This is a genomic window from Chromobacterium piscinae (genome assembly GCF_021129175.1).
Taxonomy (GTDB): domain Bacteria; phylum Pseudomonadota; class Gammaproteobacteria; order Burkholderiales; family Chromobacteriaceae; genus Chromobacterium; species Chromobacterium piscinae.
Map to the genome: position 1 here is coordinate 1 of NZ_JAJOHV010000052.1, position 20,123 is coordinate 20,123.

The 20,123-nt window shown below is 66.2% G+C and carries 18 protein-coding genes; 9 read left to right on the forward strand and 9 right to left on the reverse strand.

The genetic code is table 11. From position 1 onward, the window contains the following. On the forward strand, positions 1-835 hold an 835-nt coding region (locus tag LQR33_RS13605), incomplete at its 5' end, for a sigma-54 interaction domain-containing protein (protein WP_231469339.1). 312 nt (positions 836-1,147) lie between these two features. Further along, positions 1,148-1,498, forward strand: a complete 351-nt coding sequence (locus tag LQR33_RS13610) for a BON domain-containing protein (RefSeq protein WP_166440383.1) — start codon at positions 1,148-1,150, stop codon at positions 1,496-1,498. 79 nt (positions 1,499-1,577) lie between these two features. Here the strand turns inward: LQR33_RS13610 and LQR33_RS13615 are convergent, their stop codons facing one another. After that, entirely contained in the window at positions 1,578-2,363 is a 786-nt protein-coding gene (locus LQR33_RS13615) for a substrate-binding periplasmic protein (protein WP_221663712.1), read from the reverse strand. 67 nt (positions 2,364-2,430) lie between these two features. Beyond that, on the reverse strand, positions 2,431-3,024 hold the full coding sequence (gene ruvA / locus LQR33_RS13620; protein ID WP_021477442.1) for a Holliday junction branch migration protein RuvA: 594 nt from the start codon (positions 3,022-3,024) through the stop codon (positions 2,431-2,433). 520 nt (positions 3,025-3,544) lie between these two features. On the opposite strand from ruvA, the gene LQR33_RS13625 reads away from it, so the two are divergent. Beyond that, positions 3,545-4,297: a trypsin-like serine protease gene (locus LQR33_RS13625; RefSeq protein WP_221667468.1), complete on the forward strand. Its 753-nt coding sequence runs from the start codon at positions 3,545-3,547 to the stop codon at positions 4,295-4,297. 62 nt (positions 4,298-4,359) lie between these two features. On the opposite strand, the gene ruvC is transcribed toward LQR33_RS13625, so the two are convergent. Genes ruvC through amgK form a run of 4 tightly spaced genes read right to left on the reverse strand, consistent with a single transcriptional unit; the run spans position 4,360 to position 7,287 of the window. Then, positions 4,360-4,890 (reverse strand): crossover junction endodeoxyribonuclease RuvC, encoded by a 531-nt coding sequence (ruvC, locus tag LQR33_RS13630; protein WP_104946048.1) that lies wholly within the window; start codon positions 4,888-4,890, stop codon positions 4,360-4,362. Next, positions 4,887-5,585 carry an N-acetylmuramate alpha-1-phosphate uridylyltransferase MurU gene (gene murU / locus LQR33_RS13635; protein ID WP_231469342.1) on the reverse strand — a complete coding sequence of 233 codons (699 nt, stop codon included), beginning with the start codon at positions 5,583-5,585 and terminating at the stop codon, positions 4,887-4,889. The genes ruvC and murU overlap by 4 nt, the downstream gene beginning before the upstream one ends. A gap of 11 nt (positions 5,586-5,596) precedes the next feature. After that, positions 5,597-6,253, reverse strand: coding sequence for a hypothetical protein (locus LQR33_RS13640; RefSeq protein ID WP_166440386.1), 657 nt, complete (start codon positions 6,251-6,253; stop codon positions 5,597-5,599). Next, on the reverse strand, positions 6,253-7,287 hold the full coding sequence (amgK, locus tag LQR33_RS13645; RefSeq protein WP_231469345.1) for an N-acetylmuramate/N-acetylglucosamine kinase AmgK: 1,035 nt from the start codon (positions 7,285-7,287) through the stop codon (positions 6,253-6,255). Before amgK ends, LQR33_RS13640 begins: the two co-directional genes overlap by 1 nt. A 74-nt stretch (positions 7,288-7,361) precedes the next feature. On the opposite strand from amgK, the gene LQR33_RS13650 reads away from it, so the two are divergent. The 3 genes from LQR33_RS13650 to pdxA are packed head-to-tail and all read left to right on the forward strand — an operon-like array spanning position 7,362 to position 11,911. Continuing rightward, a complete protein-coding gene (locus LQR33_RS13650; protein ID WP_231469348.1) occupies positions 7,362-9,623 on the forward strand; it encodes an LPS-assembly protein LptD in 2,262 nt (753 codons plus the stop codon). Positions 9,624-9,635: 12 nt separating this feature from the next. Next, positions 9,636-10,925: a peptidylprolyl isomerase gene (locus tag LQR33_RS13655; protein WP_205692578.1), complete on the forward strand. Its 1,290-nt coding sequence runs from the start codon at positions 9,636-9,638 to the stop codon at positions 10,923-10,925. Further along, positions 10,925-11,911, forward strand: a complete 987-nt coding sequence (pdxA, locus tag LQR33_RS13660; RefSeq protein WP_231469351.1) for a 4-hydroxythreonine-4-phosphate dehydrogenase PdxA — start codon at positions 10,925-10,927, stop codon at positions 11,909-11,911. Before LQR33_RS13655 ends, pdxA begins: the two co-directional genes overlap by 1 nt. Positions 11,912-11,926: 15 nt before the next feature. Here the strand turns inward: pdxA and LQR33_RS13665 are convergent, their stop codons facing one another. From LQR33_RS13665 to LQR33_RS13675, 3 genes are read right to left on the reverse strand one after another with little or no spacing between them, the layout of a single operon-like run. Beyond that, entirely contained in the window at positions 11,927-12,430 is a 504-nt protein-coding gene (locus tag LQR33_RS13665; RefSeq protein WP_221667472.1) for a TPM domain-containing protein, read from the reverse strand. 1 nt (position 12,431) lies between these two features. Further along, entirely contained in the window at positions 12,432-13,280 is an 849-nt protein-coding gene (locus tag LQR33_RS13670; protein WP_231179271.1) for a TPM domain-containing protein, read from the reverse strand. A 1-nt stretch (position 13,281) separates the two neighbouring features. Beyond that, complete coding sequence (locus LQR33_RS13675; RefSeq protein ID WP_370906884.1) at positions 13,282-13,887, reverse strand: LemA family protein; 606 nt, start codon at positions 13,885-13,887, stop codon at positions 13,282-13,284. A 312-nt stretch (positions 13,888-14,199) separates the two neighbouring features. Here LQR33_RS13675 and LQR33_RS13680 point away from each other — a divergent pair, with 312 nt between their 5' ends. From LQR33_RS13680 to dnaN, 3 genes are all read left to right on the forward strand, one after another. After that, on the forward strand, positions 14,200-18,054 hold the full coding sequence (locus tag LQR33_RS13680) for a DUF3683 domain-containing protein (protein ID WP_231469354.1): 3,855 nt from the start codon (positions 14,200-14,202) through the stop codon (positions 18,052-18,054). Positions 18,055-18,153: 99 nt separating this feature from the next. Further along, positions 18,154-18,948 (forward strand): MerR family transcriptional regulator, encoded by a 795-nt coding sequence (locus tag LQR33_RS13685; RefSeq protein ID WP_231469357.1) that lies wholly within the window; start codon positions 18,154-18,156, stop codon positions 18,946-18,948. Positions 18,949-19,014: 66 nt separating this feature from the next. Then, positions 19,015-20,115 (forward strand): DNA polymerase III subunit beta, encoded by a 1,101-nt coding sequence (gene dnaN, locus LQR33_RS13690; RefSeq protein ID WP_231469360.1) that lies wholly within the window; start codon positions 19,015-19,017, stop codon positions 20,113-20,115. Positions 20,116-20,123: the final 8 nt, after the last annotated feature.

Sequence of the window (20,123 nt, forward strand, 5' to 3'; positions counted from 1 at the left end):
CGGCAAGGAAGTGCTGGCGCGCGCCATCCACCAGGCCAGCCGCCGCGCCGGCCGGCCTTTCGTCGCCGTCAACTGCGGCGCGATTCCGGAAAACCTGCTGGAGAGCGAGCTGTTCGGCCACGAAAAAGGCGCTTTCACCGGCGCCTCCGCCCGCCACGACGGCCTGATCCGCCAGGCCGACGGCGGCACGCTGTTCCTGGACGAGATCGGCGACATGCCGCTGCCGCTGCAGGTCAAGCTGTTGCGGGTGCTGCAAGACCGGGAAGTGCGGCCGGTGGGCGCCAGCCGGCCGCTGCCGGTGGATATCCGGCTGCTGTCGGCCACCCACCGCGACCTGCCGGCCCGCATCGCCGACGGCCAGTTCCGCGAGGATCTCTATTACCGGCTGAACGTGGTGGCGCTGACGCTGCCGCCGCTGGCCGAGAGGCGCGAAGACATCCCGCTGTTGGCCCAGCATTTCCTGCAACAGGTGGCGGCGCGCTACGGCAAGACGGTGACGGGCTTCGCGCCGGACGCCCTCGCCTTCCTCGCCGCCGCGCGCTGGCCGGGCAATATCCGCCAGTTGGCCAATGTGGTGGAGCAGTGCTGCGTGCTGGCCACCGGCCCGCTGCTGACCCTGGCCCAGGTGGAGAAGGCGGTGGCCGGCGAATCCCGCGCCATCCCGACGCTGGCCGAAGCCCGCCGCGAGTTCGAGCGCGACTACCTGGAACGGCTGCTGCGCCTGACTGGCGGCAACGTCAGCGACGCCGCCCGGCTGGCCGACCGCAACCGCACCGAGTTCTACCGGCTGTTGCAGAAGCACGAGCTGCACGCCGCCGCGTTCAAGGACGACTGAATGCCTGTCGCCAAACAGCGACAGCGGCAAGTCATTGATTGGCATGAATTTTCAAGCAAGCGGCTGGATCGCTGTCGCCGAACGGCGACAAATCCGGCTCCCTGGAGCGGCGCTTTCCCCGCCGTAAACCATCAAACAACTGATAAATAAGGAAAAACAAGCGCTGGCACGGCGCTTGCTGTATCGGGAGTCAAGCGCGATTGGCCGCAAGGCGCTGCGGAACAGACGGCTCGGCGGAAATGCTTTCCTGCCGACACCGTCCCGGAACGCCGGCCGAACGCAACGACCTCACCCAGTCCTAGGAGACTCACCATGCGCAAGACCCTGATCATCGCCAGCCTGATTCCCGCCCTGTACGCCGGCGCCGGCATCGCCGCGGAAACCAAGCAGACCGCCAGCTCGCCGGCGCAGGAACAAGCGGTTCAGAAGCACGCCGCCGCCACTCCCGCCGACGCGGAGCTGGGCCGCCAGATCAACGAAATCGTCGCCAAGTCCGCCGCTCAGCTGGGCGCCAAGGTCGAGGCTCAAGTCAACAACGGCGACGTGGTGCTGAACGGCACCGCGCCGAACCAGGACGTGGTCTCCCGCATCGCCGAGGAAGTGGCTCGCGTGCCGGGCGTGAAGAGCGTGCGCAGCCAAGTCAACCTGCTGCCCGCCGGCTAAGTCAGATTTCGCCGTTCGTCTCGGACGGCAACCGTCCCGCATCCGTTTGCCCGCCGAAAGGCGGGCTTTTTTCGCCCGCTCAACGCCACAGCGCCGTTTCGGTCTCCGCCGGCGTCATGTAGCGGCCGATCAGCCTGCGCATGGTGCCGTCCCGGTTCATCCTGTCCACCAGCGCCTGCCACTGGCCGATGTCCTGCTCGGAGAACGTCCGCTTGGTGAACACGATGCCGCGCGGACTGGGCGCCGAGATCTTGTCCCAATCAGCCACCCGCACGCGGTCTTCCAGGTTGAATTCGCGCAGTTTCTGGCGATAGACCATGGGCGTGGAAAAAATGCCGGCCACGCGGTCCTGCCCCAGCAAGCGGAACAGGAAGTCCTCCTCCGGCACCTCCACCACCCGGCCCTTCGCCGCCAGCTGGACCACCAACGGATCGTAATAGGCGCTGGTGCTGTAACTGCGGACAATGGCCCAGCGCCACGGGGCGCCGGCCTGGATGAAGCCGTCCATCGAATCGATGGCCGCCGGCAGCTTGGGAGACAGCAGCACATACTGTTTGAGCTGGATGTAGTTGAGAAACCAGTAGACGCGATCGCGCTCGGGGGTGGCGATGGCCGACAGCGTGATGTCCAGTCTGCCAGCCTCCAGCTCGCGCCAGATGCGGGCGCGCGGCATCACCTCGTATTCGAAGCGGCAGCCGCTGCGGCGGCGCAGCTCTTCGGCGACGTCCCAATCCAGGCCGTTGCGGTCGGTGTAGAACAGACCGATGCGGTAGAAGGCCAACCGTATCGGATGCGGCGGGCAATGCAAGGGAGAGGCGAAGGCCGGCATGCCGCCCAAGCCGATTCCCAGCGCAACCGCAGCCACGCACCGCCTCCTCATGCCCTCGCCCCCGTCGACGCGGCCTTGGGCGGCCGCATCGGCAGTATAGGCGTCAGACCTTCATCAAGCTCTTCAGGGCCAGACGCACGCCTTCGCTGACCGTAACGTCGGACGGCAGGCTCTTGGTGGCCGCCGCCGCTTCTTTCTCGTTGTAGCCGAGCGCCAGCAGCGCGTTGACGATGTCGCTCTTCTCGTCCGGCGTGGCGGCGAAAGCCAGGCCGCCCGGCACCGTCAGGTTGCCGCCGGTGGCGAGCTTGCCGCGCAGCTCCAGCACCAGCCGTTCGGCGGTCTTCTTGCCGATGCCCGGCACCGCCGACAAGCGCTTGATGTCCTCGCTGGCGACGGCGATCGCCAGTTCGTCGGCGGTCATGCCGGACAGAATCGCCAACGCGATCTTGGCCCCGATGCCGGTCACCTTGATCAGTTGGCGGAAGGTCTGCCGCTCCTCCTTGCTGGCGAAGCCGTATAGCAAATGGGCGTCCTCGCGCACCGCCAGGTGGGTGAACAAGGTGCAGGGCTGGCCCAGCGCCGGCAACTGGTAGAAGGTGGTCATCGGCACGTCCACTTCATAGCCGACGCCGTTCACGTCCACCACCACTTGCGGCGGCAATTTTTCGATCAGTTTTCCGGAAAGACGTCCGATCATCTTGGCATTCTCGCAATCAGGCCCGCGCCGGACTGGCGCGGCTGCCGGCATTATCCCACAAGCCGCGCCCGCGCCCACCTGGCTCGCCAGAGGGTCCACCCAACGGTGAAACCCCATCGCTGCCTGTCTTCGATATATCCAGACAAGCTATTCAAATATTTAAAAGTAACTACGCTTAAAATAAATAAAACCCAGACTATTTTCTGGCGCGCGCCGGTGAATATTAACAAGATGGCTATTTCATTTTATGCCATATCGCCCAGCGCCTGATATTCAGCCGATTCCGCGGCCACACGCTCAATATTCAAACAAAAACAAAATCAAACGTCATTCCAAAAACAAGCACCCATGCAAACCCTGCCATTCCACAATCGCCTCAGCTGGGCATAATGAATCGGCAAGGCCACTCTAATGAGAGTCAAGAATATCAATACTGAAAATATCAGCCCAAACTTGCTGGGATCAGTTTTGACAGCGGCCGCAAAGCCGCCTTGACTCCCCATCGACAAGGAATGCATCCGTGAAGAAACTGCTTGCCGTTTCATGCCTGTCGGCATTGTCCCATTTCGCCGCCGCCGCGCCGTTTTCGCCGCAGGAAACCAATTACATCAAGCTGGATTTTCAAAACCAGAATGGCAGCCGCAATATCTGCGGCGGCTCGCTGGTGGGCAAGGATCTGGTGCTGACCGCCTCGCATTGCATCCTGGACAACTGGACCGGCGTCACCGCCTACTATGGCCGCAATTTCGAGAACCAGGCCAGCGCCCGGCGCGACAACGCCCAACCCAACTGGATCAAGTTCGACCATCACGGCGTGGCCGTCGATCTGGCCTTGCTGAAGTTGTCCCAGCCCATCGCCGGCCGCAACGGCGCCAAGATCGTCCCGGTGGTGGCGCAGGAGGATTGCAATGCCGGCATCGGCGCGATGCAGGCGCAGCGCCGCATGGACGATCAGGGCTATCAACTTGGGCAGAGCCTGATGCAGGTCAGCGTCGCCAACATCGTCCGCCAGGGCCCGTCGCCGCTGGCCAACGGCGTCTCCTTGCTGGCCAACGGCAACGTCGGCCGCGGCGGAGACTCCGGCAGCCCGCTGCTGTCGCCGCAAGGCGTGCAAGTGGGGGTGTACAACGGCAACGCCGGCAATGTTTCCGCCTTCGCCGCGCTGTGCAAATACGCCAGCAATATCCAGGCATGGTCGGAAACGCTCAGCCCGGGCGGCAGCCAGACGCCGCCTCCCGGCGACTGGGTGTGGCCCGACGCCCGGCGGCGCTGAGAACTCCAGAAACGACAAAAGCGGCCTGCGGGCCGCTTTTTCGCGAAGGGAGTCAGACCACGCTACACCAGCCGGCCGCCCTTCACCTTCAAGCCGCTCAAGGCCAGCTTGCCGATGGCGCCGCCGCTATGATTCGCGTGGGTCAGCGCCACCGCCAGCGCGTCGGCGGCGTCGGCCTGCGGCGTGCCGGACAGGTTGAGCATGCGCACCACCATGTACTGCACCTGCTCCTTCGGCGCCTTGCCCTGGCCGACCACCGACTGCTTGACCTGCAGCGCGGTGTACTCCGCCACCGGCAGGTCCTTCAGCACCAGCGCCGTCATGCAGGCGCCGCGCGCCTGGCCCAGCATCAGCGTGGCGGCCGGGTTGACGTTGACGAACACCTGCTCCAGCGCCGCCTCGGTCGGCTGGTAAGTGTCGATGACTTGATGGATGCCGTTCACAATCACCTTGACCCGCTCGGCCAGGCTCGCGCCCTGCGGCGTGCGGATGGCGCCGGAGGCGACGTAATGGCGCTGGTTGCCCAGCACGTCGATGACGCCGAAGCCGCAGATGCGGCTGCCGGGATCGATGCCGAGAATGCGCCGGCTCATGCCGTCCAGCCGGAGGCGATGCGGTCGGCCTCGGCCAGCCGCTCCGGCGTGCCGACGTCCAGCCACAGGCCCTGCTGCACTTCGCCGCGGATCCGGCCTTTTTCCATCGCGGCCAGCAGCCACGGCAGCAGGGGACTGGCCGCGCCGGGCTTCACGTCGCGGAAGAAGGCTGGATGGTAGGCGGCCAGGCCGCAGAAGGTATACGGCGTGTCGCCATCGCCGCAGGCGGCCACGCGGCCGTCGGCGCGCAGCGTCAGGTCGCGGCCGGTTGGATAGCCGGCCTTGGGCGTCAGCGCCAGGTGGGCCTGCGCGGCGTCGCCATCCAGCCGGCCCGCCGCCTCGATCAGCCGTTCGACCGGAAAATCCGCCAGCACGTCGCCGTTCAGCACCAGGAAAGGCGCGTCGCCGAGCAGGGGCAAGGCGGTGGCGATGCCGCCGGCGGTTTCCAGCGCCTGGCCTTCCGGCGAATAGGCGATGGCCGCGCCAAAGCGGCTGCCGTCCCCCAGCGCCTCCTCTATCCGCTCGCCCAGCCAGGCATGGTTGATCACCAGCTCGGTGACGCCGGCGCGAACCAGGCGCTCGATGTGCCACTGGATCAGCGGCTTGCCGCCGGCGACCAGCAAGGGCTTGGGCGTGTGGTCGGTCAACGGCCGCATCCGCTCGCCGCGGCCGGCCGCCAGTATCATTGCCTTCATATTCTTCTCGTTCATTTCGGGAACAGCCGCTCGGCCGGGAAATCGCCTTCGTTTTCCCAGAAACCGCGTTCGCTGCGCTCGGTCAGCCGCCATTGGCCATCCTGCAGCTTCAAGCGGCGATAGCTGACGCGGAAGGTTTCGCCGTCCCACTCGCCCTTGGCCGGAAAGTCCGGCGCGCACGACGCCAGCAGGAAGCCGTCCCGGCCCTCTCTCCAGCCGTTCTTCAACGAGCTGGTCATCACGAACGGCTTGGCCGGATCCGCGCCCTGCGGCTGGGCGAAGCGGATGCCGCGCGCGCCGACGGTGAACGGCCGCGCCTCGACGCCTGAATAGGAGCCGAAACCGGCCGAGCGGTCTTCCTCAAGCAGAAACACCGGCTTGCCGCCGTCGCTGAGCCGGGTGCGTTCCAGCTTCGACAAGCGTCCGACCCGCAGGCGCGACAACTGGCCACCCTGACTGTCGTAGATTCGCAACTCTGCCTGCGCCAGGGCCAGTTTCCAACCATCGCCTTCGCTGTCGCCGCCAAAACCGCCATCCTGCCGCGCGGCCAGCCTGGCATCCTGCCACAGGCACACGCGCAACTCCTGCGCCGGGAAGCACTGCCGCTGCTTGAGATCGGCGGCGCCGGCCGCCAACGGCAGCAACGGCAAAAGGAGCGGCCAGCGCATCACTGGCCCTTGACGCCCAGCACCGGGTAGCTGGACTGCAGTTCCTCGTCGGTGGCGTCGCGGCCCACCAGATCCACCAGCAGGTGGTAGAACGGCGCCAGCTCGACATAGCGGCGGGTGGTGCGCTTCAGGTACTTGATGAAGCGTGGGATCTCGGCGCGGTACTTGTCCTTGCCGTCGCGGTGGTGCAGGCGGGCGAAGATGCCCGCCACTTTCAGATGGCGCTGCACGCCCATCCATTCGAAGGCGCGGTAGAAGTCGTCGAAGGCCTCCGGCACCGGCAGGCCGGCGGCGCGCGCCTTCTCCCAGTAGCGGATCGCCAGGTCCAGCACGAACTCCTCTTCCCACTCGATGAAGGCGTCGCGCAGCAGCGATACCGCGTCGTAGCTGACCGGGCCGTACACCGCGTCCTGGAAATCCAGCACGCCGGGCGCGCCGGGAGTCAGCATCAGGTTGCGGACGATGAAGTCGCGGTGGACGAAGACCTTGGACTGGGCCAGCAGCGCCGGCAGCAAGGCCTTGACGCCGGCGTCCCACAGCTGGCGCTGCTTGAAATTCAACGGCTTGCCCAATTCCTTGGCGCAGAACCATTCCGGGAACAGGCTCAGTTCGCGGCTCAGCAGCGCTTCGTCGTATTCCGGCAACACATCCGGCTGGCTGCCCTTCTGGATCTCCACCAGCGTGTCCAGCGCCTCCAGCAATAGATGGCGGTGCACCAGGGCGCGCTCATCGTGCTGCAGCGCGGCCAAGTAGGTGACCTTGCCCAGATCCTCCATCACGATGAAGCCCTGTTCGCGGTCGCGCAGGTAAATCTCGGGCACTTTCACCATGGAGAAGATGTCTCGCACCTTGATGTAGGCGTCGGTGCCGATGTGCTCCGGCGGCGCGTCCATCACGATGCGGCTTGCGCCATCGGGCCAGATTGCACGGAAATAGCGGCGGAAGTCGGCGTCGGCCGCGGCGAATTCAAGCTGGATTTCGTCGCCGGGATACTGTTGCGCCAGCCATTTCTTGAGCTGTTCCTGTCTTTGCATGTCGCTTTATCGTGGTGCTGATAGAATTGGACGATTTTATACCGCCCACTGCCCCCCACGATATGGCTTTGTGCATGCACAGACAAAAACTGACTCCGCTGGCGCTGGCCCTGGCCGCCGCCTTTGCCCTGAACGCCCCCGCCGCTTTCGCAGATGACGAAGAGCCGCCGATCGCCGTCCCGGCCCCGCCCAAGGAGCCGGGACAGACCGTGGTCCACGCCGACGATCTGGACGGCGAAATGAACGTGATCCTCCACGCCAAGGGCAATGTGGTGGTGACCCGGGATGACCAGAAGGTGGAGTCCGATTGGCTGGACTACTACCAGAACAAGAACAGGGTGAAAGCCGGCGACCGCTTCCGCATGACCCGCGGCGGCGACGTGATCACCGGCACCACGCTGGACTACAACGTCGACACCTACAGCGGCACCGGCATGGATCCGGTATTTTCCATGGCCAGGCAGAACCAGACCGCCGCAAAACCGGCGCCCGGCGCGCAGCCCGCCAAGCCTGTCACTCTGCGCGGCGACGGCAGCCAGGTGGATTTCCAGGGCCAGAACCAATATCGGGTCTACGGCAGCCGGATGACTACTTGCGATCCCGGCGACGAAGCCTGGTATCTGAAGTCGTCGCGCACCGACCTCGATTACAACACCGGCGTCGGCGTCGCCCACAACGCCTGGATGCAGTTCTACGGCGTGCCCATACTGTATTCGCCGTGGCTGGACTTCCCGCTCAACAGCAACCGCAAGTCCGGCTTCCTGATGCCGACCTTCAAGACCGGCAGCTCGGGCACGGAATTCTCGCTGCCCTACTACTGGAACATCGCGCCCAATTACGACGCCACCATCACGCCGCACATCAACGTCAAGCACGGCAACATGCTGGCGGGCGAATTCCGTTACCTGCAGCCCGACTACAGCGGCCGCATCTACACCGAGCAGCTGCCCAAAGACAAGCTGACCGATCAGTCCCGCTACGCCTGGAGCGCCATCCATAGCCAGAACCTCGGCCACGGGCTGACCTTCGGCATGGATTTCAACCAGGTATCGGACAACAATTACTTCACCGATTTTGGCGATCAGGTGGCCATCGCCTCCAACGTCAACCTGAACCGCGAAGCCTGGTTGAACTACGCGTTAAACTGGCAGGGCGGCGGCGGCAACGTCACCCTGCGCGCCCAGCGCTACCAGAACCTGACCATCAACCCAGGCTCCAACGACATCCCCTACGCCAAGATGCCGCAGCTGACGTTCAACGCGAACCAGAGCTTGCCGTCCGGTTTCTCGGCCAATCTGATCTCGGACCTGACCCGCTTCGACCACCCCACGCTGCAGAATGCGGAACGACTGGTGCTCTACCCCAGCGTCAGCTGGAACTTCGACCGCAGCTGGGGCTTTCTGCGGCCCAAGCTGGGCGTCAACTACACCCATTACAATCTGGATGCCTTCGGCGCCAATCCAAGCCATGTCCAGACCCGCACGCTGCCGATCTTCAGCACCGACGCCGGCCTGTATTTCGACCGCGACACCCAGTTCCTGGGACGGGACCACCTGATGACGCTGGAACCCCGGCTGTTCTACGTCAACATTCCCAACAACAAGGACCAGCTCTCGCTGCCGCAGTTCGATACCTCGCTCAACGACATCAACTTCGCGCAGCTGTTCACCGAAAACCGCTACTCCGGCTATGACCGCATCAACGGCGCCAACCAGATCACCACAGCGCTGACCAGCCGCTTCATCGACCAGAGCAACGGCCTGGAGCGGTTGCGCCTGGCGGTGGGCAAACGTTTTTATCTAAAAGACGATGTTACCCAGACCGTCAACCAGCCCAGCTCCGACCTGCTGCTGTCCGCCGGCGGCGATCTGACCCGAGAATGGCGCTTCGACAGCAGCTATCAATACAACCAGCAACTGGGCATGACCGAACGCTACAACGCCCAGCTGCGCTACAACCCGGCCGCCGGCAAGGTCGCCAGCGTGCGCTACCGCTACGGCCGCTACGAACAGCTGGACAACTCCAATAACTACGGCCCGATGCGCCAGGTGGACGTGGCCGCGCAGTGGCCGATCGCCCGCCGCTGGTACGCGATCGGCCGCTACAACTACTCCTTCATCGAGCGCAAGCCTATTGAGCGGCTGGCCGGCTTCGAGTACAACGATGGTTGCTGGTCGCTGCGGATGTACAGCCAACGCTATGTCACCGACCCGACCACCACCAAGAACGCGTGGTTCTTCCAGCTGGAACTCAAGGGCCTCGGCGCCCTGGGCAACAACGGCGTGCAGGACACGCTGCGTCTGGCCGTACCCGGCTACACCAAGATTAACGAGTAACAAAGCCTGACCATGAAAAAGACCCTGCTTGCCCTGTTGATCGCCAGCGTCATGCAAAGCGCGCTGGCGGCCCCCGCCACCCCGGTACGAGAAGTGGATCGCATCGTCGCCGTGGTCAACAAGAACGTGATCACCTGGCAAGAGCTGCAGGCGCGCGTGGACGAAGCGATCAAGCAGCTGGAATCGCAAAAGGTGGCCCCGCCGCCGCGCGAGGTGCTGGAGCGCCAGGTGCTGGAACAGATGATCACCGAGGAAGTGCAGCTGCAATACGCGGCCAGCGGCGGCCTGCGCATCGAGGACGCCGCGGTCGATCAGGCCGTGGCCAACCTCGCCAAGCAGAACAAGCTGAACGAAGCCGGCCTGAAGGCCCAGCTGGCCAAGGACGGCATCACCATGGACCGCCTGCGCGGCGACATCCGCCGCGAACTGACCATCTCCCGCCTGCGCGACAGCGAAGTGGCCTCCCGCGTCAACGTCAGCGACAGCGAAGTGGACCAGGCGCTGAAGAGCGCGCAGAGCGCCAACCGCACCGAATACCACCTGGCCAGCATCTTGGTCGCCGTGCCTGAGCGCGCCGACGCCAAGCAGATCGACCTGCTGTCGCAAAAGGTGCACAAGGCCCAGGCCGACCTAGCCGCCGGCCAGCCGTTCGCCAAGGTGTCCGCCGCCTACTCTGACGCGCCCAACGCGCTGAAGGGCGGCGACATGGGCTGGCGCAGCGCCACCTCGCTGCCGCAAGAATTCGTCCAATTGCTGGAACAGCTGAAAGTCGGCGCCGACACCGACGTGATTCGCACCCAGCAAGGCTTCTTCATCTTCAAACTGGTGGACAAACGCAGCGGCGGCGCGCCGATGATGGTGGAGCAGTACCACCCGCGCCACATCCTGATCCGCACCAACGAGGCGGTGTCCGAAGCCGATGCCAAGGCCCGCATCGACCAGGTGCGCGACCGCATCATGCGCGGCGCCAAGTTCGCCGACATGGCCAAGCTGTACTCGGAAGACGGCAGCAACGCCAAGGGCGGCGATCTGGGCTGGGTGAATCTGGGCGACCTGGTGCCGGAGTTCGAGAAGGTGATGGTGTCGCAACCGATCGGCCAGGTGTCGCAGCCGGTGCGCACGCCGTTCGGCTGGCACTTGATCCTGGTAGAAGGCAAGCGCAACCAGGACGTCTCCAGCGACCACGAGAAGATGGCGGTCAAGCAGCAGATCCGCTCGCGCAAGATGGAACAGGCCTACACCGACTGGGTGCGCCAGCTGCGCGACTCCGCCTTCGTCGAAGAACATCTGGACGAGAAGTGATGGCTAGCCGGCCCGTTCTGGCCGTCACCGCCGGGGAGCCGGCCGGCATCGGTCCCGACCTGGTTTTGCGGCTGCCGGAACTGGCGCCTGATACCCGCTGCGTAGCGGTGGCCGACCGCGGCCTGCTGGCCGGGCGCGCCGCGGCGCTGGGCCTGGATGTGGAACTGGCCGACTACCGCCCCGGCCAACCGGCGCCCGCCGGCGCGCTGGAGGTGCTGCACGCGCCGCTGGCCGAGCCCGCTGAAGCCGGCCGGCTGAATCCGGCCAATGGCCGCTACGTGCTCGCCACGCTGGACGCGGCGATAGACGGCTGCGTGTCCGGCGAATTCGCCGCGATGGTGACCGCCCCGGTGCACAAGGGCGTGATCAACGACGCCGGGGTGCCGTTCACCGGCCATACCGAATACCTGGCCGAGCGCACCGGCACGAAAAAAGTAGTGATGATGCTGGCCGGCGGCGGCATGCGCGTCGCGCTGGCCACCACCCATCTGCCCTTGCGCGACGTCGCCGACACGATCACCGCGCCGCTGCTGTTCGAGGTGATCAGCATCCTGCACGCCGACCTGGCCGGCAAATTCGGCATCGCCGCGCCGCGCATCCTGGTGGCTGGCCTCAACCCACACGCAGGCGAGAGCGGCCATATGGGCCGCGAGGAAATCGACGTCATCGAACCGGCGCTGGACGCGCTGCGCGCCGAAGGCATCCAGCTGATCGGCCCACTGCCGGCCGATACCCTGTTCAATCCCGACAAACTGGCGCAAGCCGACGCGGTGCTGGCGATGTACCACGACCAGGGCCTGCCAGTGTTGAAACACGCCAGCTTCGGCGCCGGCGTCAACATCACCCTGGGCCTGCCGATCATCCGTACCTCGGTCGACCACGGCACGGCGCTGGACCTGGCCGCCACCGGTCGCGCCGATCCGGGCAGCCTGGTCGAAGCGGTGCGGCTGGCGGCACAGCTTGCGCAACGCTCGTCGCGACGCTGATCTGCGCCGCGCCGCTCAGCGCACCACCACCTGGTCCGGCAGCTCGTTGACGAAGGGCTCGCCGTCCCGCGGCGCGTGCTTCAGCAGCACCTCGTGGATGCGGCTCAGCCCCAGCTCCAGTCCCGCCACGTGATCGCGGGCGGCGAAGGCCCGCTGCATCTCGGCGCAGATGCCGGCCCACTCGCCGGCCGCCACCCGGCGGTTGATGCCGCGGTCGGCAACGATTTCTATCCGCCGCTCGGCCAGCAACAAGTACACCAGCACGCCAGTGTTCTCTTCGGTGTCCCACACTCTCAGCTCGCCGAACCACTGCAGCGCCCGCTGGCGGGCGCTCATGCCGCGCCAGGCGGCGCGCCAGTCCAGCGCCGACTCCACCACGAAACGCAATTGCCCTCGATGCGCTCGCTCCGATTGGGCGATCTGTTGCTCCAGCCGCTTCAGCTGGGCCGCCGGGAATTGCCGCCGCGCCTGCCAGCCGGTGCTGCACAGGTGGCGCCATGCGCGTTGCCATCGATTCATTTCACCAATCTCCCGAAGCGCCGCCGCCGCCGAAATCTCCGCCGCCGCCCGACCATCCGCTGCCGCCGGAGCCGGAGCTTCCCCCGCCCCCGCCGCCCCAATTGCCCCAGCTGGCCAGCGACAGGCCATGCTCGCCCAGCGCCAGGCACAGACCCGCGGCCACCGCGCCGATCAGCAAGGCCATCATCACGCCTGCGCCCAGCACCACCGACAGGCCGATGCTGAGGCAGCCGATGATGAAGCTGCCCACCAGCCGGCCGAACAGCTTGCCGGCCACGCCGGAGCCTATCAGCAGGAAAAAGGCCAGCAACGGCCAGCTTTCGCCCCAGCCGCCGCCCTGCGAAGCTTGCCTGGCCGGCTCAGGCAGCTTCTCGCCGTCTATCAGGCCCTCGATCTGCGCCGTCGCCGCCTGGATGCCCTGGAAACGCAGGCCTTGCTTGAACAGCGGCCGCAAGGTGTCCTGCAGGATGCGCTTGGCGTAGATGTCCGGAATCGCGCCCTCCAGCCCGCGCCCGACCAGCAACTGGGTCTTGTGCGAATCGGCGACGATCAGCAGCAGCGCGCCGTCGTCCACGCCCTTGCGCCCCAGCTTCCAGCTGTCCATCACCCGGGTGCCGTAATCGAACGGCGTTTCCGGGTCGACAGCCGGCACGATCAGCACCGCCAGCTGGCTGCCCTTGCGCTGGTGGAAATCCAGCAGCTGCTTCTCCAGTTCACCGCGCTCGGCGTCGGTCAGGAAGGACGCCTGGTCGATCACCGGCGAAGTCGGCGGCGGCACCGCCAGCTCGGCCCGCGCGACGCTGGCCAGCAGGCACAGCGCGAGCCACAGCCAGGCCCATGCGCGGCTCATCTCACTTGCCTTGCTGGTCGAAGTTCACCTGCGGCGGCGCGGAGATCGCCTTCTCGTTCTCCACGGTGAAGTTGGGGCGGGTCTTCAGGCTGAACATCATCGCGGTCAGGTTGTTGGGAAAGCTGCGCACGGTGACGTTATAGGCCTGCACCGAATCGATATAGCGCTTGCGCGCCAGCGCGATGCGGTTCTCGGTGCCCTCCAGCTGCGCCTGCAGATCGCGGAACGACTGGTCGGCCTTCAGCTGCGGATAGTTTTCCGACACCACCAGCAGGCGGGACAAGGCCGAGCCCAGCTGGTTTTGCGCGGCGGAGAACTGCTTGAGCTTGTTCTCGTCGCTGGCCGCCGCCGCGTCCATCTGGATGCTGCCGACGCGTGCGCGGGCCTCGGTCACTTGGGTCAGCACGTCTTTCTCATGCTTGGCGTAGCCCTGCACCGTCTTCACCAGATTGGGAATCAGGTCGGCGCGGCGCTGGTACTGGTTCAGCACTTCGGACCAGGCAGCGTTGGCCGCCTCGTCCTGGGACTGCATCGCGTTGTACCCGCAGCCGCTCAGCGTGGCCGCCAGCGTGAAGGCCAGCAACAATTTTTTCCACATGGTCGTCATCCTTTTAATAGCGCGAAACGCTTCTCGGAGAAGCGTTCAAAACCTATAGCTTACCGAAAAACGCTGGCGCGCCGGAAATCGAAAAAACTCATGGACATGGAAATCCATCGAGCAAAATGACGCGAATAGCGGCAGGCCGCGCCATTCCCATTAAATAAAAAATACCATTCAACTCTCATGAATATGGCTCATGCAAACCGGCAATATCTTGATCTAAAGAGGAAAAAACCCTATTCAACTCGTATTTTTCGCAGCGCAGCAATTGGGATACACTGACAGGCATTCCTCTAATAAAACCCAGCTTGCGGACAAATGACAGCCATCACCAGCGAACAACGCCTGCGGGAGATCCCGTACAACTACACCTCGTACTCCGACCGCGAGATTGTGATCCGCCTGTTGGGCGAGTCGATGTGGCAATTGCTGGACGAATTGCGCGGCGCGCGCAAAACCGGCCGCTCGGCGCGGATGCTGTTCGAGGTGCTGGGCGACATCTGGGTGGTGGACCGCAATCCGTACCTGGTGGACGACCTGCTGGACAACCCCAAGCGGCTGGCCGCGCTGGTGGAGGCGATGCGCCACCGGCTGACCGAGATCGAGAAGCGCCGCGACGGCAACGACAAGGTGCAATTGATGATCGCCGCCGCCCGCGAGGCGGTGGACGAGTTCGCCCTCCAGTTCGAGCAAACCCGCGAGCTGCGCGCCCAGGTATTGAAAAAGCTGACCCGGCTGACCCGCCGCGACAATATCCAGTTCGATGGCCTATCCCGCGTCGCCCACGTCACCGACGCCACCGACTGGCGCGTCGAGTACCCGTTCGTGGTGCTGAGTCCGGACAGCGAAGCCGAGATGGCGCCGCTGGTGCGCGCCTGCATCGAGCTCGGGCTCACCATCATCCCGCGCGGCGGCGGCACCGGCTACACTGGCGGCGCGGTGCCGCTGGACCGGATGAGCGCGGTGATCAACACCGAGAAGCTGGACCGCCATCTGGGCGTGGAGCACATCGAACTGCCGGGGCTGGACGGCAAGCGCGCCACCATCCATTGCGGCGCCGGCGTAGTCACCGCCCGCGTCTCCGAAGCCGCCTACGCAGCCGGGCTGGTGTTCGCGGTGGACCCGACCTCGGCCGAAGCCTCCTGTATCGGCGGCAACATCGCGATGAACGCCGGCGGCAAGAAAGCCGTGCTGTGGGGCACCACGCTGGACAACCTGGCCAGCTGGAAGATGGTGGACCCGGACGGCCGCTGGCAACTGGTGGAGCGCATCGGCCACAACTACGGCAAGATCCACGACGTGGCCGAGGCGCGCTTCCGCGTGTCGCGGCTGGCCGACGACGGCAAGACCGTGGAGGAAAGCCGCGAACTGATCATTCCCGGCAGCGCCTTCCGCAAAGTGGGCCTGGGCAAGGACGTCACCGACAAATTCCTGGCCGGCCTGCCCGGCGTGCAGAAGGAAGGCTGCGACGGCATCATCACCAGCGCCCGCTTCGTGCTGCACCGGATGCCGGGCCATACCCGCACCGTCTGCCTGGAGTTCTTCGGCACCGTGGCCGAGGCCACGCCGGCCATCGTCGAGATCACCGACCTGTTCAAGCCGGGCGGCGCCTGTCTGGCCGCCGGCGTGCAGCTGGCCGGCCTGGAGCACCTGGACTGGCGCTACGTGCGCGCTGTCGGCTACGCCACCAAGGCCAAGAGCAAGGGCCGGCCGAAGATGGTGCTGATCGCCGACATCGTCTCCGACGACGAGAACGCCGCCGCCGAAGCCGCCAGCCAGGTGGTGCGCATCGCCAACGCCCGCCACGGCGAGGGTTTCATCGCGGTGACGCCGGAGGCGCGCAAGACCTTCTGGCTGGACCGCAGCCGCACCGCGGCCATCGCCAAGCACACCAACGCGTTCAAGGTCAACGAGGACGTGGTGATCCCGCTGCCGCGCCTGGGCGACTACAGCGACGGCATCGAGCGCATCAACATCGAGCTGTCGATCGCCAACAAGATCGAACTGCTGGATACGCTGACCGAGTACTTCCACGGCCGGCTGCCGGTGGACAAGATGGACACCAACCTGCCGTCGGAAGAACTGATCGGCGACCGCCGCGCCGCCGCGCTGTCGCTTTTGGCGGTGCACCGCGACCGCTGGCAGTGGCTGCTCGACCACATGGACGCGCACTTCCACGAATACGCGGCCCGCTGGCCCGAGGCGCCGCTGGAAGACGCCGCCGCGCGGCCGGACACCGTGTTCCACGCGCTGCGCGACTTCGCGCTGCGCGTCAGCTGGAAGCGCGAGGTACTGGCCGAGCTTGAGCAGATCTTCTCCGGCAACGCCGCCGCCGGCATCCGCGCCGCCATCCGCGAGCTTCAGCAGCACGTGCTGCGCGGCCGCGTGTTCGTCGCGCTTCACATGCACGCCGGCGACGGCAACGTGCACACCAACCTGCCGGTCAACTCCGACAACTACCGGATGCTGCAGACCGCCCACCACGCGGTGGAGCGCATCATGGCGCTGGCGCGGCGGCTGGGCGGCGTGATCTCCGGCGAGCACGGCATCGGCATCACCAAGCTGGAATTCCTCAGCGACGACGAGATCGGCCCGTTCCGCGTCTACAAGGAGCTGGTGGACCCCAACGGCCACTTCAACCGCGGCAAGCTGCTGCCCGGCGCCGACCTGCGCCTGGCCTACACGCCGTCGTTCTCGCTCTTGGGCGCGGAGTCGCTGATCCTGGAGCAGTCCGACATCGGCGCGATCAACGATTCGATCAAGGACTGCCTGCGCTGCGGCAAGTGCAAACCGGTGTGCTCCACCCATGTGCCGCGCGCCAACCTGCTGTACAGCCCGCGCAACAAAATTCTCGGCGTCGGCCTGCTGACCGAGGCCTTCCTGTACGAGGAGCAGACCCGCCGCGGCGTCAGCCTCAAGCATTTCGAAGAACTGTCCGACGTGGCCGACCACTGCACGGTTTGCCACCGCTGCGTCAAGCCCTGCCCGGTGAAAATCGATTTCGGCGACGTGTCGGTGGCGATGCGCAATTTCCTGCGCAAGGCCGGCCAGAAGAAATTCAACCCCGGCACCGCGTTGGGCATGGCCTTCCTCACCGCCAAGGACCCGGCCACCATCAAAACCATACGCGCCGGCCTGGTCGGCGTCGCCTACAAGGCGCAACGCCTGGGCAACAGCGTCGGCAAGCGCCTGGGGCTGCTGGCCGGGCAGAAGAAACAGCCGCCGTCCACCGTCGGCCCGGCCCCGGTGAAGGAACAGGTGATCCACTTCATCAACCGGCCGATGCCGGGCGGGCTGCCGAAAAAGACCGCGCGCGCGCTGCTGGACGTGGAGGATCCGCACATCGTGCCGGTGATCCGCAACCCCAAGGCGGCGGAAGACGCCGAGGCGGTGTTCTACTTCCCCGGCTGCGGCTCGGAACGGCTGTTCAGCCAGGTGGGCCTCGCCACCCAGGCGATGCTGTGGCACGTCGGCGCGCAGACGGTGCTGCCGCCGGGCTACCTGTGCTGCGGCTACCCGCAGACCAGCGCCGGCTACCAGGACAAGGGCGACGCCATCACCACCGAGAACCGCGTGCTGTTCCACCGCGTCGCCAATACGCTGAACTACCTGGACATCAAGACCGTGGTAGTCAGCTGCGGCACCTGCTTCGACCAGCTGGCGCACTATCGTTTCGAGGACATCTTCCCCGGCTGCCGCGTGATCGACATCCACGAATACCTGATGGAAAAGGGAGTCAAGCTGGACGGCATCCAAGGCCAGCAGTATCTCTATCACGACCCCTGCCACACACCGATGAAGACCCACCAGCCGCTGAAGGTGGTCAACGAACTGATGGGCGGCGGCGTGCCGCTGTCCGATCGCTGCTGCGGCGAGGCCGGCACCTTCGCCGCCAGCAGGCCGGACATCGCCACCCAGGTGCGCGCGCGCAAGGAGGAGGAAATCCGCGGCAATCTGCAGACGCTGACGGGCGGCCAGCCCCCGGCCAAGCCGGTGAAGATCCTCACCTCCTGCCCATCCTGCCTGCAGGGCCTGTCGCGCTACAACGACGACACCGGCACCGAGGCCGACTACATCGTGGTGGAGATCGCCCGCCACCTGCTGGGCGAGAACTGGCTGCCCGAATACGTGGCACGCGCCCGCGACGGCGGCATCGAAAGGGTGCTGTTGTAACTCCGTCCCCGGCCCTTCCGCCCAGGAAAGGCCGGGGCTTGACCTTGCCCTTGCGGCAAGGTCCAGACTGGCTCCATCCGCCACCACCCGTTTCAACTCATGCTCACCATCGGACAACTGGCCCGCTGCTACGGCCTCAGCACCAAGACGCTGCGCCACTACGACAGCATAGGCCTGTTCCGCCCGGCGCTGACCGGCCGCGGCAACGGCTACCGCTATTACCTGCCGGCGCAGGTGGCGGAGCTGGGCCGCATCGTCATGCTGCGCGAGCTGGGCCTGCCGCTGGACGAGATCGCCAGGCTGCTGCCCGCCGACGAAGCGGCCTTGCGCCGCGCGCTGCGCGGGCATGCGGCGCGGCTGCGGGATGAGATCGAAACGCGGCGCGAGCGGATCGCGCGCATCGAGCGCCGACTCGACCAACCCGAATGGAGCCAGACCGCCATGCAAACGCCCGACATCGTCAACCTGCCCGCCTTCCGCGTCATCGGCCTCGCCTGGGGCCCCCAGGACGAGGGCGACATCCCGTCCATGTGGCAACGCTTCCTCGAACGCGAAAACGAGATCGCCGACGCCCGCCCCGGCAGCAGCTACGGCCTGTGCCAGCCGCTGCCCGACGGCGGCTGGCGCTATCTCGCCGCCTTGCAGGCGGCGGCGGACGCGCCGGTGCCCGATGGCATGGCGGCGGTCGACGTGCCCGCCCAACGCTACGCCCGCTTCTGCCACGTCGGCCCGGTGGACGGCCTGCCCGCCACCTTCCGCGCCATCCACGGCAGCTGGCTGCCGGCGGCCGGCCTGGAAGCGGTGGACGGCATCGAGTTCGAATACATGGACCAGCGCTTCATCGCGCCCGGCCATCCCGACTCGCTGACCGAGCTGTACATCCCGATCCGCTGACGAATAATCCATTCGCATAACGCGATGTGATAAATTGCCGGGTCCGCCACTCCGGAGAACCCGGCCATGCTGCTTCGCACCGACCGCGACACCCTGCTCGCGCCGCTTTCCATCGTCTGCGGCGTGGCGCCGCGCCGCCACGCGCTTCCCGTCCTGTCTCACGCGTTGCTGGAAGCCGACGGCGAAAACCTGGCGCTGACCGCCAGCGATCTGGAAATCCAGCTGCGAAGCCGCCGGGCCGTCCCGACCGACACGCCGTTCCGCCTATGCCTGCCCGCGCGCAAGCTGCTGGACATCCTGCGCGCGCTGCCCGCCGGCTGCGAGCTGCAGCTGAAGCGCCATGGCAGCCAGCTGCTGTTGCTGGCCGCCGGCAGCCGCTTCCTGCTGCAGGCGCTGCCGGCCGACGACTTCCCGCTGCTGGAGGCCGATGCCGACACCGCCGCTCCGCTGCGGCTGGAGCAGGGCGAGCTGAAACGCAAGCTGGGCCAGATCCTGTACGCGCTGGCCGACAACGACATTCGCCCCTACCTCAACGCCCTGCTGCTGCAACTGGACGGCGGCGAGCTGCGGTTGATCGCCTCCGACGGCGTGCGGCTGGCCTTCCAACGCTATCCGCTGCCAGCCACGCAGCCGGGAAGAACGCTGCTGCTGCCGCGCAAGGCGGCGCTGGAACTGGCCAAGCTGCTGGGCGATCGGGACGCTCCCGTCCTGCTGGAGCCCGGCGCGCGGCAACTGGCCTGCGCGATCGGCGACACCCTGCTGCGCTGCAAGCTGCTGGACGCCCGCGCGCCGGACTATCTGCGCCTGCTGCCGGAGCGCCACGACTGCGAGCTGACGCTGCCGCGCCTGCCGCTGCTGGAAGCGGTGCAACGGGTGGCGGTGCTGGCGCACGCCAAGTTCCGCCAGCTGGAACTGGCGATCCGCCCCGGCCAGCTGGCGCTGCGCTGTCGCAACGCCGACCGCGAGGAGGCGGAGGAAACGCTGCCGACCGACTGGCAGGGCCCGCCGCTCGACGCCAGCTTCAATCTGCAATACCTGCAGGACGTGCTGACCCATGTGCCGGCCGAGCATCTGCGCTTCGGCCTGGGCGGCGATCAACGCGGCATGCTGGTCACCAACCCCGACGATCCGCACTTCCAGTACCTTGCCATGCCGCTTCGTGGCTGACGCGCGGC